This window comes from Paenibacillus sp. FSL M7-0656 (assembly GCF_038003225.1).
Taxonomy (GTDB): Bacteria; Bacillota; Bacilli; order Paenibacillales; family Paenibacillaceae; genus Paenibacillus; species Paenibacillus amylolyticus.
Genome location: NZ_JBBOOT010000001.1, coordinates 6,154,821 through 6,171,792, shown reverse-complemented (window position 1 = coordinate 6,171,792; position 16,972 = coordinate 6,154,821). Strand labels below are relative to the sequence as shown.

Genomic DNA, 16,972 nt, shown 5'->3' with positions numbered 1-16,972 from the left:
CCTTGTCACCCTATCACCCCAAGGAATCGATTTTCCGAGGTTCGGATGGGTGTGCTCCTTTTTCGTCTTCTTCGCTGTACAGCTTCTCCATATGCTGCATATGGCCGGCTCCCCAGTCGCTCATTGTCTGGAGCACAGGTTTCATGAGCTGTCCGTACTCCGTAATCGAGTATTCGACCTTAGGCGGAATTTGAGCATATACTTCGCGATGCACAATATCGTGATACTCCAGTTCTTTTAACTGCTGGGTCAGCATTTTTTTCGAAATATCTGGAATGGCTTTTTGTAATTCGCTGAACCGCATTGTACCGTTGCTCAGCAGTCGTAGAAGAATCAAAGATTTCCATTTACCCGTAAGAATATCCAAGGCCGTTCCGAATTTGCAATATACCGTCATTCTTATTCCTCACTTTCTGACCATACCCGGGTATACTTTTGGTTACCTGGTTAGGTTTAAGTGCCTACTTCCAGATTGGGCCTTCTCACTTTAGTATAGAGGCAGATATTGAAATCGAGCAAGTGAGGGGATAAGAAAAGATGAATGTAACGTTATGGATCGTACAACTTATATTGGCGCTAGGTTTCGTATATTCAGGATGGATGAAAACCATTCGTATCGAGTCGTCAAAAAAGACCTGGGCCTGGGTCAATGATGTGCCAAAAAGTCTAGTTATTTTGATCGGAATCGCGGAGCTACTCGGAGCGCTGGGCCTTGTTTTGCCTTGGGCGCTGAACATCACTCCGGTGCTTACGCCGATCGCCGCAATCGCTTTGGCTGTTGTTACACTGCTTGGAATGCTGTTTCATATTCGGCGTAAAGAGTACCGGGAGCTCGGCGTAAATATCTTTTTTATAGTTCTTGCGTTGACCGTAGCCTTTGGAAGACTATAAAGGAAACGGGGAACGTTCTGGAAAGTGACAAAAAGCCACTAATATTATTATATAATAACCTCACCACATAAAAGGCTGGCTTCAACAGCTCATGGAAGGAAGACAACTCTCTATTGAAAGCAACCTTGAATGTACAAGAACACATACTCATCTGGAATTGTGCATCGCTCAAAATCATGGATGTACGACATATTGTCATACAGGCCGACGAGTGCGTACATCCTTACCTGTTCCCTGCCAGCGCCTTTTTGTACGTAACGAATGGTAATGCAACCTTGATCTTAGACGGAAATGAGCATGCTACCAAACCATTTTATATGCTTCATGGGGGCAAAAACACCCGTCTGGACATCATCCTAACGGACGAATCCTTTCATTATTATCTGATTTTCTATAAAGCCTCCTTACCGCTGCCTGGCAAGCAGCATACACTTCAACAACCGGATCAACCATTGCCATTCCATCTCCAGTACGGTTTTATTCCATATCATCCTGCCATCCTCTACGAAATCACTGAGCGAATGCTGGGCGAGTGGAATAAACCGGGACGCTTGGAGCGACTCCATACCAAAACACTATTCTATCAATTTGTATATGAATTGCTCAGACAAATGGATCAACAGCAGGTAAGCATTGTTAGGCCTAACCTTGCTTCTCAGCTTATTCGCTATATGCAGGAGCACTACGCCAAGCCGCTGACGCGGGAAACCCTCGCTCATACATTCCATTACAGCGTCCCTTATCTGTCCAAGTACTTCCGACGTGAAACTGGCGCAAGTCTAATCGATTACTTAATCGGTATTAGGATGAACAAAGCAGTAACGCTGTTGCAAAAGACCGAGTTATCTCTGCAAGAAGTCGCTGCAAGCGTCGGATATGCTGATGTATCCTATTTTATAAGAATGTTCAAAAAACATACGGGAGTCACACCAAAGCAATTCAAGGATGAGTCCGGACAAGTGACAAAAGGTTCTTATCGTCCTATCCTTAGGCTTCGATCATCCATTGCTCCGCGTAAACTCCGTCGTTATATTGATATCAGAGATGATAATCATTATCAACATAGCGAAAAAGGAGATTTACGGATGTATAGAAGCAAACTACCTGTAGGAATTACCCTACTGTTGTGCCTAACTCTATTGGTTAGCGCATGTTCCAGGCCAGCAAACACGAATGGAAGCACTGGCAGTACGCAAAGTCCAACTGTAGGTGCAGAGAGTAATATCAGTAACACCACAAACGGAAGCTCGGAGATGGTAACCTATTCTGCGGTTAACGGTGAAGTACAAATCCCCAAAAAACCTCAAAGGGTAGTAATGGTTGCAGGAGCCTTTACCGGTCATTTGCTAGCTCTTGGCCTTAAGCCTGTTGGAACTGGTGATGAGTCCTTTAACAGTTATACAGAAGGAAAGCTCGATGACGTTGTCAACATCGGTAACGATGTACCCTACGAGAAAATCATGGAGTTGCAACCGGATTTAATTGTCGTTTGGAATGACCCTGAAACGATCGAAAAGCTGTCCAAAATTGCGCCGACCGTCGCTGTTGAATATGGAATACCTCTACGGGAGCAATTGATGGATTTTGGCAAGATGACTGGTAGAGAAGAGCAAGCGAAGGCCTGGATCGCAGAGTGGGATGCTAAGATCGCTGAATATAAACCACTCGTGGAGCAAGCGGTAGGTGATCGCACGGTTTCGATTTTTGATACGGGAAGTGCCAAAGAATTTTATGCCTACGGGAGCTTTGGTAGAGGTGGAGATATTATTTATGGAGAGTTTGGCCTGAAGGCACCGCCGATCATTCAGAAGGAAGCCATCGATAGCGGCAAAGGTTGGGCCAAGTTATCACTTGAATTGTTACCACAATATGCAGGAGATTATATCTTTGTAAGTGGATGGACAGGTGATGAGAGTGGAGATTCCGTTTTTGAAGGTCCTATCTGGGATAACCTCCCTGCTGTCCAGAATAATCACGTTTATCGCGAGGAAAGCCGTGGCTTCGTGTTTAGTGACCCAATTTCGTTGGAAGCCCAACTTAAATTTGTCGTAGACAGCCTAACCAAAACAGAGTGAAATTGAGTAGGCCACGGTATGTACGAGGCGAGGAGCAATCCTCGTCTTTTTATGTTTTTGTATAGTCCTTATCTTTCATTTGAAGAGAGTTTGAAAACAAAAGCACACACATAAACAGGGACCTCTCACCATGTTGGCAAGAGTCCCTGTCTTTAAACTTGTTATATAGCCCATTTTCCGTTAAGTGATGGTAAGGCCGCCACTTGCATATCCCGCTACCGTTGTAGCCACATCAATTCCGGCTGTTACTGATGCTGAGAACACCATAAGCAGGCGGTCACCGGCAGATACCGGAATACTCAGTCCTGTAGTCACCCCGCTGGATATTGTGCCCAGTGCCAAAATGCCGGTCAGTGGAGGAGCTAAGGTTACCAATGCACCTGGTACAGCTGTAAAGGAGTTATTAGGTGTAGTGGATCGGAATAATTGTGCAGTTAAGGTTACTGTAGATCCAACCAAACTTAGTCCGGCTGTTGTGCTGAAATAAGCGGCCAGTGAAGTAATCGTTCCTGCACGCGATGCTGAGAAAGCAAAGTTAAGCAACGTGCCTGCAGCGCCTGTGAGATCAATAATTCCTCCGTTAACACTTACTCCGGTAGAACTGTTACCAAAACCAACTAAACTGGAAGTATTCAAAAGTCCACCCAAAACTGTAGTCAACACAACAGGAAGTCCTGATGCATAAGGAATAATTGTTCCAGAACCACTCGCACCCGTAGCCCCGGTTGTACCGGTTGTACCTGTTGCTCCGGTTACACCTGTTGTACCTGTTGTTCCTGTTGCTCCGGTTACTCCCGTTGTACCTGATGCGCCTGTTGCTCCCGTTACTCCGGTTGTACCTGCTGTGCCTGTTGCTCCGGTTACTCCCGTTGTACCTGGTGCGCCTGTTTCTCCTGTTGCTCCCGTTGTACCTGGTGCGCCTGGTGCGCCTGTTTCTCCTGTTGCTCCTGTTGTACCTGCTGTGCCTGTCGCTCCGGTTACTCCCGTTGTACCTGCTGTGCCTGTCGCTCCCGTTACTCCCGTTGTACCTGCTGTGCCTGTCGCTCCCGTTACTCCCGTTGTACCTGCTGTGCCTGTCGCTCCTGTTACTCCGGTTGTACCTGATGCGCCTGTCGCTCCTGTTACACCCGTTGTACCTGCTGTGCCTGTCGCTCCGGTTACTCCCGTTGTACCTGCTGTGCCTGTTGCTCCGGTTACTCCCGTTGTACCTGCTGTGCCTGTTGCTCCGGTTACTCCCGTTGTACCTGCTGTGCCTTGTGCTCCTGTTGCACCTGTCACTCCAGCTGTCCCTGGTGTGCCTGTCGCCCCCGTAGCCCCAGTTGCGCCTGTAGCTCCGTTGATGCTTGGGGTTTCACCCAGCAATTCGGAAGAAACCAAACGATGGGCTGTTACCAATGCGCCTGTGTTGCTCTTACCCCATACGGATACTTGAACAGGATCATTAACCGTCGCTGTTGTTGTAAAAGTAAACTCGAAGGCATCCAGATTGGCAAAATAGTTGTTGGTTACTATTTGATTAGGTGCGATGTCAAAAGACTCACTGACATACAGAACCCTCATTCCACCACTCATGTAATACCCTTGTATTTGTATGGTTGAGGTACTCACATCACTACGGTTATCAATTTTGACTGTAACTGTCTGAGTCGGCCTTACACCGCTAACAGCATTATTTTCTATTGGCCCTGTTGATAAAAAGCTCATCGCTACATCTCCTCTTTTGGGGATTTCTGATCTCCTAGATGTCATTAACTGTTTTTTCGTGCTCCACCACCCGGTGTGCATCTACCAATTGCCCAGAGGCTTGTTTGCCCCACACTGAAATCCCTACTTCCTCCACACCTTCCACGTCTGTTCCAAAAACAAACTCAAAAGCAGCTAAATCTGCAAAATAAGTTCTGGTCACTGCTTCATTAGGAGCAATACTGATTACTTCACTCACATACAGCGTTCTTGTTGTGCTTAGCACATACCCCTGAATGGATACTGTTACAGAGTCCACCTCAGCCCGACTTACCAATCTAATCGTTACCTGTTGGGTCGGTCTAACCCCGGAAACCGGATTGTTTTCAATCGGCCCAGTTGACAAAATAGCCATTTTTCCCATCCCACCTTTATGAACCTCTGACTCTAGCAGTATTTGGCATAAGCTCACTAGATAGTAATATTCAAACACTCAATCAACGGTGTGGACAAAACACAGGGGGCACCCCACCATTATCACTTAACAACCTTCTACGCTCAGGGCTTTAGCTATACAAAAACTGGAATATGTACAACAAAGAGAAGAGATTATGCAATGTCAAAGTTGGTCAGCAAGTAAGAGTAGATTTTGTTATATAACCAGGATCGATTCCAGAAAAAAACGAAAATGACCGTTCCCCCGTTAGATTCCAGGGAAACGGTCACAGCTTAAGACGTCTTTTTCGCGTATCTAATTGTTGGCCGGGTAAAGCTATGCTTGAAAGTGTAGTTTTATAGAATATGAGATCGTATTTTACCATCAAGCCCAATGTTAAACACATAGAATAATCATTTTCTTCATCCTCTACTAAAAAATAGAAAAAGATTGTATTATCTTAAAATTGTGATATGATATCGTCAAGTTAATAAACATTTAAATGAAAATATGAAAGATAATTACATTTAAATGTGGCCAAACCTCTTTCTTCGCCAAATTTCAGTGTTCTAGCCCATTTTATTGAAAGCGATTACAAAAAGAAACCTGACAGATTATAGCTTTTCTAATCGTACCCACAGATGCAGGCTTACTTCGGGTTATAGCCACTCCCCTTGCTGCCGTGACCACGTACCCGGTGCACAGGTTGTCCGGCTTAAACCATATATGACAACATGAAGACTTATCCTAACAGCCAACCTAACCATTATTTCAAGAAGGGGGTGACATGAGGAAAATCTTTTCGTTTTTTCGGCATTTCATCATCTCAGCTATCCTGAATTTCAGCTCACCAACTAATCCAATCTCATGGAGGCGAAACGTATGATTCGTAAACCGCTAGTTTTGTTGTTGTCGTGTCTGTTAATCTTTGTCACCCTGCCCATGGAATCAAGCCATGCAGCCAATGCAGCCGTTGCCAAACTTCCTGGAAACTCTAACCCCCTCATCGATCATAAACTGGGAGCCGATCCTTATGTGCTCGTCCATAACAATCGGGTCTATGTCTACATGACAGGTGATGCATATCTGTACAACAGTGACGGCTCTGTCCGAGAGAACCAGTACAGCACGATCGGGAAAATTAACGTCATCTCCTCAGCTGACATGGTGAACTGGACAGACCATGGTTCCATCCCGGTAGCGGGTGCGAATAATGCCAATAATGGACAAGGAATTGCCAAATGGGCTACTCAGTCCTGGGCTCCTGCCATGGCGAAGAAAACCATTGCTGGCAAAGAAAAGTTTTTCCTGTACTTTGCCAACTCGGGTGGAGGTATTGGCGTACTCACGGCTGATTCCCCCATTGGACCGTGGTCCGATCCAATTGGTCGTGCCCTCCTGACTCACGGTACACCGGGTATGTCCGGCGTAACATGGCTCTTTGATCCGGCTGTGCTTGTCGATGATGATGGCTCTGCTTACTTGTATGCTGGAGGCGGCATCCCGAACGATACCAATGCTGCTTCCATTGCCAATCCCAAAACAGCTCGGGTCATTCGTCTCGGTGCCGACATGACCAGTGTGGTGGGCAGTGCTGTGACTATTGATTCTCCTTATATGTTCGAAGATTCTGGCATCCACAAGTATAACGGCAAATATTATTACTCCTACTGCATCAACTTCGCGGGAACACACCCCACTGCATATCCAAAAGGTGAGATCGGATACATGGTCAGCGACAGCCCGATGGGGCCTTTCACGTATAAAGGACACTTTCTGAAAAATCCCGGCACGTTCTTCGGTGTAGGCGGCAATAACCACCATGCCGTGTTCCAATTCAACAACGAATGGTATGTGGCGTACCATGCGCAAACGGTAAGCAAGGCATTCCTCGGTGATGGTAAAGGGTACCGTTCCACACATATCAACAAACTGACACATAATGCGGATGGAACAATCCAGGAAGTTCAGGGGAATATGACAGGTGTACCTCAGACCACTAACCTCAACCCGTATGTCCGCGTGGAAGCCGAAACCATTGGCTGGCAAGCAGGAATTAACACTGAACCGAGTCAAGCGAGCGGTGGACCTGTAGCCAATCAGAATGTCACTAATATTCATAACGGGGATTGGATCGCGGTCGGCAATGTTGATTTTGGCTCAGCTGGAGCCTCCAAGTTCAAGGCCAATGTCGCTTCTACCGGAAATGGCAACATCGAGGTTCGACTGGACAGTCCGACAGGCCCACTAGTTGGAACACTTAACGTAAGTTCAACTGGCGGTTCGCAAACTTGGCGCGAGATGGAGACCAATGTTACCAATGCTACAGGGGTACATCGTTTGTATCTGGTGTTTACAGGCTCGAGCAATGGAAATCTGTTCAAACTGGACTACTGGCAGTTCACATCCGGTTCGGGCGGCAACCCTAACCCAAATCCTAATCCCAATCCAAACGTTACCCGTTACGAAGCCGAGAATATGACGCTTGGCGGTCAATACGCTGGCGTAGTCAGTTCCCCTTTTAATGGAGTCGCTCTTTACGGGAACAATGATTATGCAGCATACAATCAATATTTTGGATTCCCAACCCACCAGTTCTCTGTTCGCGGCGCTTCCAACAACAATAATACAGCTCGTGTTGATCTGGTCATTGGGGGTGTAACCGCTGGTTCTTTCTACTTCACGGGAACGGAGCCGACCGTTCAAACCCTCACCGGCATCACTCATGCTACAGGCAATCAGGAAATCAAGCTGGTCGTAACAACGGATAATGGCACTTGGGATGCTTACATTGATTATCTGGAGTACTCGCTTTAATTCATAGGACATGATCCATTGGGAGGATAGAATATGTGGAAAAAAATCAGTGCTCTTCTACTCGCTCTTCCTTTGCTTATAACATCATTCCCTTTGACAAGTCCGGCAGCTTCAGCCGCAACGTTCAGCAATCCGGTTATTTACGCGGATGTTCCTGACAGTGACGTCATTCGGGTAGGCAATGCATTTTATATGACAAGCACAACGATGCATATGAATCCGGGAGTCCCGGTCATGAAGTCTTATGATCTGGTCAACTGGAGCATCGTAAACTATGTATACGATACGCTTGGAAACGGGGATATACAGAATCTGAACAATGGACAAAACGAGTATGGGCGTGGTTCCTGGGCGAGCAGCTTGCGGTACAACAACGGTATATATTATGTGGCCTTTGGCTCGCTTTCCACGGGCAAGACGTATATTTACCAAACCAGCAATATTGAAACAGGACCATGGACACCTTACACATTGAACAGTTATTACCATGACCCCTCCCTTTTGTTTGACGGGAATCGAACCTTTCTTGTTCATGGCAGTGATAACATCAGTATCGTTGAGCTGACACCTGATGCCAAAGCCGTTAAATCCGGCGGGCTCAATCAGGTCCTGATTCCAAACGCAAGCAGTGTTGCCGGCTCCAACATGATTGTAAAGGCAGAAGGAGCACACATTCAGAAGATCAATGGTATGTACTATGTATTCCTGATTGCCTGGCCTTCGGGTGATGGTCGCATTCAGCTTGCCTATCGTGCAAACACATTGACAGGTCCATACACAGGTAAAGTTGTACTCAGAGACTCGGGAATCGCCCAAGGAGGCATCGTGGATACCGCATCCGGCGCTTGGTACGGCTTGCTGTTTCGTGATAGCGGAGCCATTGGACGCATCCCCTATCTCGTTCCTGTGACGTGGTCTGATAACTGGCCTGTGTTTGGGGTGAACGGCAAGGTTCCCCTTAACATGAATATGCCCGTTGAAGGTCAGCCTGCTGCCAAAATCTACGGGTCCGATGAGTTCAACGCAACCACATCAGGCACACCCTCAGTAACGCAACTGTTAGTGAACGGCGGCTTTGAGGAAAGCAGCATTCAGCCGTGGACCAGCAACAATACGGCGAATATCACCGTAACAAATGCCGAAGCATTCAGCGGTACAAAAAGCCTGCTCGTCAGCGGCAGACAGCAGACAGCAGGCGGAGCCAAACAGATGGTTACAGGCAAGCTGGTACCTGGAGGAACATACTCTTTTTCGGCAAAGATCAAATACACTACTGGTCCTGCAACCAAAACGTTCAATCTTAGCATCCAGAACGGTGCAAGTTATACCGGAATTACCATTATGGGCAGTGCGACGTTAACCCGCGGACAGTGGGGTACCATTCAAGGTACGTATACCGTTCCGTCGAATGCAGACCTGTCCCAAAGCTTTATTTTTGTGGAAACACCGTATAACTCGAATCCGGACCCGGCCAATGATTTGATGGCGTTTTATGTGGATGACGTCTCCCTGACGAGCAATTCATCTTCCGGTACATCCAGTCTCGCTACTTTCTGGCAGTGGAATCATAACCCTGATGCTGCCAACTGGTCCCTGCTCCAGCGGCCCGGTTTCATGCGGTTAACCGCAGGCAAAATCAGCAAAAACCTGTTAGAAGCCCGCAACACGCTGACACAACGAACCTTTGGTCCAAAAAGCACAGGGATGACCGCTTTGGATACAGCCGGCATGAAGGATGGTGATTATGCTGGACTCGCTGCTTTTCAGGCCAAATATGGTTTTGTCGGCGTAAAAATGACGGGCAGCACCAAATCTATCGTTATGGCTAATGCCAGTTCTGGCACCATGACTGAAGTAGCAACTGTGCCATTCAACCAGAACAGAATCTATCTCCGCGTCATCTGTGATTTTACGAACCAAACCGACAAAGCCTACTTTGCTTATAGCCTGAATGGTAGCAACTGGACAACCATTGGCAATACACTTCAAATGTCTTACACCCTGCCACACTTTATGGGATATCGGTTTGCACTATTCAATTATGCAACGAAGTCTACCGGAGGATATGCAGATTTTGATTATTTCCGCGTAGAATAAATGTAGTTTTATTCGGTTATTAATGTTTCGTTTATTGATCAGGACCTGGACTTCACCATGTGTGGAGTCAGGTCCTTTTCAGTACATTTTCTATGAAGAGCTTCACCTTTTAACTTCAAAAATCCCGGAACTGCTTTATATAACGCATGTATTCTTCAGCACTTCGGTTAATCTCTTCATCCGTAGCCTGGAACGAGGCACCATAGACTGCATAATGCGGCAGCGCCTGAACCCCTACATGATTCATGCTTGCTACGAAGGGTGCAACAAGTTCCTCTACGCTGTAACCGATGGAACCATCTTTCGCATAATTCTCCTGCTTATCCCCTATGGACATGGCCAGACCCATCCGCTTTCCCTTCAATCGATTACCTTTCGATCCGTACGCCCATCCATGGGTAAACACGTCATCAAACCATTTCTTTAGCAGCGGTGGGTAACTGTACCAATATAACGGGAACTGCAACATCATATGATCATGCGTCTCCAGCAACTCTTGTTCTCGGCAAACATCAATCTTCCAATCGGGATAGGCCGAATATAATTCGTGAAGAACAATATCATCTGTATGCTGCAACAACTCCTCCTTCCAGCGACGATTGACTCTTGAACTTTCGATATCGGGATGTGCCAGAATAACAAGTGTTTTCATCATAAGTTCCTTTCTTCCCATCCAGGGTGTTGGTTTCTTTAATTGAATATGGACTTACAGAATATGGCGTTACCGCCAACACCATCGTGGATGTCATGTGTGCTTGGGGGAGGGACAATATTGCTCTCAGGCAACAACGGGGCGAAGATATCGTTTTGTTGGAGAACAACGATTCCGTATCTTGATTTCACAGTTGCACATTCCCCATACATTATGTAGGACATATGTCTCTTTTTCCACGAAAACGATTAAAAAACCTTTATATTCCAGACAAAATGATCGATATACAAAATGGGGCACCTGAATATCCCGTGTTGAGCATTGGATTCACATCTCACAAAAGCAACACGGGAAACAAAATGATACATACGGTAGCGAGTAAGAGAAGAAGAGAAGCTCTGTCTGGTGAGATGGCAAGGGCTAACAAAGGAGTAGTCATATGAAGGTACGAACGAGTCAAAGAGGAAAAACACGCAACATCTACATGAACTTGCTGTTATCTGTTCTGCTGTTGATTAGCAGCATCCCGCTGTGGCCGGTCTCAAAAGTGAACGCCGCAGATGAGGAACATCATCTGTTATCCCTGAACCGGCCTGTGTACAGTTCGTCATCTCTGGGCGGCAATACGGCAGAACTTGTGGTTGACGGCAACAAAAACAGCCGCTGGGAAAGTATATGGCAGCAAGATCCGCAGTGGATCTATGTTGACTTAGGCACGGTGGCCTCCATCTCGGGCATCTCCATCCAGTGGGAAAATGCGTATGCTTCCGTCTTTGATCTGGAAGTATCCAACGACGAGGTCAACTGGCAGTCTGTTTACTCGACAACGAAGGGGCAAGGCGGCCTGACAGAAATTGAGGTCACAGCGGAGGCACGATATGTGCGCTTGTTCAGTCATCAAAGAGCACAGCCAGCCTATGGCGTCTCTGTATACGAATTCAATGTATATGGGACGGGCGGAGCAAATCCACCTCCCAAACCATTAGCAATGAACCTTGCACTAGGACAACCGGTTACAGCGTCTTCGGAAGAAATTGATGAGCCCAGCCGTTCAGCCGAGGATAAAGCCAAAATGGAAAAAGGGAATTACGAAGCACGGAATGTAACGGATGGCCGTCCGGATACACGCTGGTCTTCCATCTACAAGGATCAGGAATGGATTGTTGTAGACCTTGGACTAATCCGGGAGATCGGGAACGTATCCCTACAATGGGAAAACGCTTTTGGACGTGCATACGATATTCAAGTATCAAATGATGCAGACCAGTGGACTACATTATACCGGGAACTGCACAGCGACGGTGGACGGGATGAGATTCCGGTATACGCCGAAGCACGGTATGTGAAATTAGCCGGACTTGGCAGAGGAACAACCAACGGATACTCCCTGTACGCATTCGACGTCTACGAGTATATCGAAGGCGATGCCAAACCTGTGCATACAATTCCGAATATCCCTGAACCGTCCTCGGTAAAGGTGGGTTCCGGGAGTTACGCTGTAAATGACATCACCATGCTGCAGCCGAAAAACCCGAAAAATCGCACGGCTGACATCACAGCGCCCCTCCCTTCCAATGACTGGTGGCAGTCTATTCTTGTATCCGATCTGGGGGATGGCAACAGTCTGGTCACACTTCCGCTTAAAAGTAGATATACCAAACAAGGACTTCAACTTCTGAATCCCGGAGCTGGTTACGTTTCGGCTGATGGCGGTTCTATGGACGCTGACGGTGAACCGGATCTGATCATGAGCACCAGCAATATGAACCCGGCGGAGGTAAATACCAAGGTGGCGGGATATGGGGATTATTCCGCAACGATCATCATGAGCGATGATGACACAGCCAAAATGAATACCACGTTTGTGAAAGGTTCCCCTTTCCTGTACAACACCTTCGATAACCCGGATACCATTATTGTTCGTTCTCCCAACATCACACGTCTCTTCGATGATCAGAACCGTGAAATTGTTCTGAATGATGGAGAATCGCTGACGGCCGATCATATCGGTGTTGAAGTAACCAATCAGGACAGAGCGCCCACGCCTCAGACCTTTACAAGAAACTACGGGATCTTTGCACCTGAAGGAACCGTATTTATGAAACTTGGCAATACGCTCAAAATCAAGCTGGGCCAGAGCGAAGACTATCTGTCACTGGCTACCCTGCCGTCCGCGGCAGAACTGTCTTATTATTACCGGCATGCCTACGCCTTTGTAACCGATACAACAGTGGACTACAATTATAATGAGAGCACTTCACTGGTAACGACTACCTTCAACTCGGTAACCCGGACGAAGCGGGCAGGCTTTTCATCCGAGACAGTGATGGCCTTGTTGCCGCACCAATGGAAACTAGCGACTACTCCGGTTACGGAGCTTGCTTACCCTTCCATTCGCGGCATGATGAAAGTAAGTGAAGGCAATACGTTTACGACACAAGATCGATTCTATGGAATTATTCCGCAATTTGTGGAGCCAGATGATCCAACCTACTCGCGTGCACAATTAATCAGCTATCTGGATCAGCTTGACGCGGATACGGCAGGCAATCTGATGAGCGAGGATCCTTACTGGCAAGGGAAAAAGCTTCATCCGCTTGCGCTGGGTGTGCTCATCAGCGACCAGATAGGAGATACGGTACGACGAGAAAACTATCTGTCCCTGCTTCGAACCATTTTGACAGATTGGTATACCTATTCGCCGGACGAACCTTTGCACTCGTATTATTTTTATTATTCGGATGAATGGGGAACCATCTTCCCTTACGGTAGCGGATTTGGTGTTAATACCGGATTGACAGATCATCATTTCACCTACGGTTATTACGTTTTTGCATCGGCTGTACTGGCCACATATGACAAAACATTCTTGCAAGATTACGGCGACATGGTTGAGCTTCTGATTCGGGACTATGCCAATCCTTCACAGACAGATGATCAGTTTCCATGGCTTCGCAATTTTGATCCGTACGCTGGTCACTCCTGGGCAGGTGGTTACGCCGATAATCGCAGCGGGAATAACCAGGAGGCCGCAGGAGAAGCGCTCTTTAGTTGGGTCGGCCAATATATGTGGGGTGAGGTGACAGGCAACAAAGCCTATCGCGACACCGGGATCTGGGGCTTCATGACCGAAGAGAAAGCTGCCGAGCAATACTGGTTTAACTATGACGGGGATAACTGGCTGGAGGATTACCAACACGCTACGGTAGGTCATGTGTACGGCAGCGCCTACCTGTATGGAACGTACTTCTCTAATGAGGCGGAGCATATTTACGGTATTCACTGGCTGCCGCCAGCGGAATGGATGACCTATTATGGACGTGATCCGCAGAATACTAAGGCTCTCTACAATGGTCTCATTAAGGACCTGGGTGGTCAGCAGGAGCGCACATGGCAGCATATTATCTGGCCATTCCAGTCCATTGGAGACCCGCAAGGTGCTCTAGCCAAATGGAATACGAGTGAGATGCAGCAAAATGAAGTCTTTAACGCGTACTGGTTCATGCACAGCATGGCTTCTACGGGAACACGCACGATGCATATATGGGCAGATGATCCGGCAGCAACCGTGTATGAAAAGGACGGCGTCTATACAGCGCAAATCTGGAATCCGTCCGACACTGTCAAAACCGTTCATTTCTACAATGCCCATGGCGCTTTGGGTTCGGCTACCGTGTATGCCAAAGCGCAAGTAAAGGTTAACCCGCTGGAACATTCCGTCGTTAAACAGCCGGATGCCTCTCAGGGTGTAGTCTATCTCGATCGGAGCCAATGGACCATTACGGCATCCTCCAGTTCGGAGCCGGTAGAGCGCATGGTGGACGGTGATCTGACTACACGCTGGTCATCCGGACAGATTCAGAAGCCCGGCGATTGGTTGCATATCGATCTGGGTGGCGAACAGTTTATGGATACGGTATTCATGAACTCCGGCAACAACGGCGGTGATTATGCTCACGGGTACGAAATCTACGTATCCAAAGATAACGAGAACTGGAGCGAGCCTATCACAGAGGGAGCAGGAACGTCTCCAAGTCTGTCCGTGGATTTGGGCATGCAAACCGCTCGTTATGTCAAAATTGTATTGACCTCCTCTGCAGACAGCTGGTGGTCGATCTCTGAACTCAAGCTTGCCCGATTTGGCAAACTTGAAGCAACACCAGAGCTCCCACAGCCCGTACCGCCTCCAGATCGCTCTTCATGGATCGTAACCGCCTCCTCTACTCAAGGAGCAGATGTTACAGCCAATATGCTGGACGGAAGTTCAGATACACTATGGACAAACGGTAGGAAGCAAACCAAAGGACAATGGATTACCATTGACCTCGGCCAAAAGAGTTTTTTCGATGCCATAGAATTGGACCCGGGCCATGCGAAAGAAGACTATCCGAGACAGTATCGGATTTATGTCTCGGATGACGGTGAACACTGGGGCACATCCATTGCGGGCGGCGAAGGCACGCCTGGACGCATGTCCATCACTTTCCCTGAACAGCAGGCACGTTATGTGAAAATGGTACAGATCGGGGATTCCGATCAATGGTGGTCGATCTCCGAGTTGTTTGTTCATCATAATGGAACGGGCAAACAAAAGAGGCTACTGCCAGATGGCTGGTCCGTGACAGCTTCCTCCGGAGACGATGCAGCGGCTATACTCGACGGCTCGGACCAAACACGCTGGACCTCCGGTCAGACTCAAACAGGTGGCGAATGGATTCAGCTTGATATGGGAGCCTCGCAGCCAGTGAATCGGATTGTGCTCGACAGCGCGCACAGCCGGGAAGACTTTGCTCGCGGTTATGAAATATATACTTCTCTGGATGGAGAGCATTGGGGAAAATCCTTGGCTTCGGGTGAAGGATCAGATGCGCTACTTTCTATCGCTTTTACACCGCATGAGGCACGTTATATTAAGGTCGTACAGACGGGTACCGATTCTCATTGGTGGTCCGTGGCTGAATTAGAGGTCTATACCGCTGATCAGACACCTTGGATATCCGGGGAACAGGATCATCTGTTACCTGCTGAACTGGATCGAACATCATGGACAGCGACTGCCTCCACCTCTGAAGATGTTGCGGCGATGCTCGACGACGATCTGAATTCACGCTGGACCTCTTCATCTGGTCAACATGCCAATCAATGGGTCCAGATTGATCTGGGAAGCAAGCAGAGCTTCAGCCGCTTGACAATGGACTCAGGCAGCAGCAGCAACGATTATGCTCGCAGCTTCCAGTTTTTCACTTCTGATGATGGCGAACGTTGGGAAGGGGTTACGGAAGCACTGGGAACAGGACCTGTCATCTCACATACGTTCTCCAAACAAACGGCGCGATACATCAAAATTGCCTTGACCGCGGACACTCCCGAGTGGTGGTGGTCCATCGCCGAGTTAAAACTTTACCATTAATGTTATCATGATCTCTCCAACCATCTCTCTCCCGTCCTTGCGGGGCAGGGGTGGTTTTTCTTGATAAGGATGAAGCATACCTCATGTAAACTTCATGTTCCATATATCACCTTTATAGTAAGATATAGATTAATGTAAATATTATTAATTTCTAATCGATAAGGAGGGCTTTATTTGAAAAATATAATTGTCTTTGGTGCAAGCAAGGGATTGGGCGATGCATTTGTCAGAGGTGTGCCACAATCCGGTGATAAGGTCTGGGTGGTCTCCCGCAGCAAGCCGGAAAGTCTGTCCGTGGAGGATGGCGTCGAGCGAATATGGATTCAGGCTGATCTTTCCGAGCTTCAGGCCGCAGAGCAAGTTGCCAGCCAACTTCAAGGCGAGACGTTGGATGTGCTTATTTATAACGTGGGGATCTGGGAAAAGGAAGGATTTGAAGAGCACTACACGTTTGATAAGGATGAACCCGCAGATATCAGTCAGCTGATCCATGTGAATGTGACTTCTACAATTGTATGTATACAGGCTTTACTGCCTCAGCTCCGCCAGTCTGAAGCAGGCAAGATCATCCTGATTGGTTCAACAGCCGGTTTGAGCAATGCAGGCAGCAGCCAGGTTTCTTTTGTCGCCTCCAAATTTGCCATACGGGGTATTACGGAAGCTCTAAGAGAACATACGAGAAATGACCGCATCGCGGTGACATGCATCAACCCGGGAGAACTGGCGGCAGAAATTCCGTATGAAGACGGGATGGAACGTGCACTGGCCGAGTATGATGGGACCCGCATTCCCCTGCAAGATATGGTCTCCATCGTTCGATGTATCATCAGCTTGTCCAAAGCGGCCTGCGTGAAAGAGATCAACATGCCCGCATTAACGGATACGAACACCTAGATAGCAATGACATCTAC

10 protein-coding genes are annotated in these 16,972 nt (G+C 47.7%); 6 read left to right on the top strand and 4 right to left on the bottom strand.

The annotated features are described in order from the left end of the window. Positions 1-13 precede the first annotated feature (13 nt). A complete protein-coding gene (locus MHI01_RS27045; RefSeq protein ID WP_076254337.1) occupies positions 14-397 on the bottom strand; it encodes a winged helix-turn-helix transcriptional regulator in 384 nt (127 codons plus the stop codon). A 140-nt stretch (positions 398-537) separates the two neighbouring features. Here MHI01_RS27045 and MHI01_RS27040 point away from each other — a divergent pair, with 140 nt between their 5' ends. Both MHI01_RS27040 and MHI01_RS27035 read left to right on the top strand, forming a co-directional pair. Continuing rightward, positions 538-891: a DoxX family protein gene (locus MHI01_RS27040; RefSeq protein ID WP_340984563.1), complete on the top strand. Its 354-nt coding sequence runs from the start codon at positions 538-540 to the stop codon at positions 889-891. Positions 892-1,067: 176 nt separating this feature from the next. After that, positions 1,068-2,966, top strand: a complete 1,899-nt coding sequence (locus MHI01_RS27035) for an AraC family transcriptional regulator (RefSeq protein WP_340984562.1) — start codon at positions 1,068-1,070, stop codon at positions 2,964-2,966. A gap of 180 nt (positions 2,967-3,146) precedes the next feature. On the opposite strand, the gene MHI01_RS27030 is transcribed toward MHI01_RS27035, so the two are convergent. After that, on the bottom strand, positions 3,147-4,670 hold the full coding sequence (locus MHI01_RS27030; protein WP_340984561.1) for an exosporium glycoprotein BclB-related protein: 1,524 nt from the start codon (positions 4,668-4,670) through the stop codon (positions 3,147-3,149). A gap of 34 nt (positions 4,671-4,704) precedes the next feature. Beyond that, positions 4,705-5,064, bottom strand: coding sequence for a hypothetical protein (locus tag MHI01_RS27025; RefSeq protein ID WP_036617491.1), 360 nt, complete (start codon positions 5,062-5,064; stop codon positions 4,705-4,707). A 903-nt stretch (positions 5,065-5,967) separates the two neighbouring features. Here MHI01_RS27025 and MHI01_RS27020 point away from each other — a divergent pair. Together MHI01_RS27020 and MHI01_RS27015 are read left to right on the top strand one after the other, a co-directional pair. Then, the gene (locus tag MHI01_RS27020) at positions 5,968-7,902 is read left to right on the top strand and encodes a carbohydrate-binding protein (RefSeq protein ID WP_340984560.1); all 1,935 of its coding nucleotides are present in this window, start codon (positions 5,968-5,970) and stop codon (positions 7,900-7,902) included. Between the two features lie 33 nt (positions 7,903-7,935). Then, entirely contained in the window at positions 7,936-9,999 is a 2,064-nt protein-coding gene (locus tag MHI01_RS27015) for a beta-xylosidase family glycoside hydrolase (protein ID WP_340984559.1), read from the top strand. 115 nt (positions 10,000-10,114) lie between these two features. Here the strand turns inward: MHI01_RS27015 and MHI01_RS27010 are convergent, their stop codons facing one another. Then, positions 10,115-10,651, bottom strand: coding sequence for an NAD(P)H-dependent oxidoreductase (locus MHI01_RS27010; protein WP_036617635.1), 537 nt, complete (start codon positions 10,649-10,651; stop codon positions 10,115-10,117). A gap of 439 nt (positions 10,652-11,090) precedes the next feature. Between MHI01_RS27010 and MHI01_RS27005 the strand changes: the two genes are divergently transcribed. Together MHI01_RS27005 and MHI01_RS27000 are read left to right on the top strand one after the other, a co-directional pair. Continuing rightward, complete coding sequence (locus tag MHI01_RS27005; RefSeq protein ID WP_340984558.1) at positions 11,091-16,061, top strand: discoidin domain-containing protein; 4,971 nt, start codon at positions 11,091-11,093, stop codon at positions 16,059-16,061. A gap of 174 nt (positions 16,062-16,235) precedes the next feature. Beyond that, complete coding sequence (locus MHI01_RS27000; RefSeq protein WP_036617480.1) at positions 16,236-16,955, top strand: SDR family oxidoreductase; 720 nt, start codon at positions 16,236-16,238, stop codon at positions 16,953-16,955. Positions 16,956-16,972: the final 17 nt, after the last annotated feature.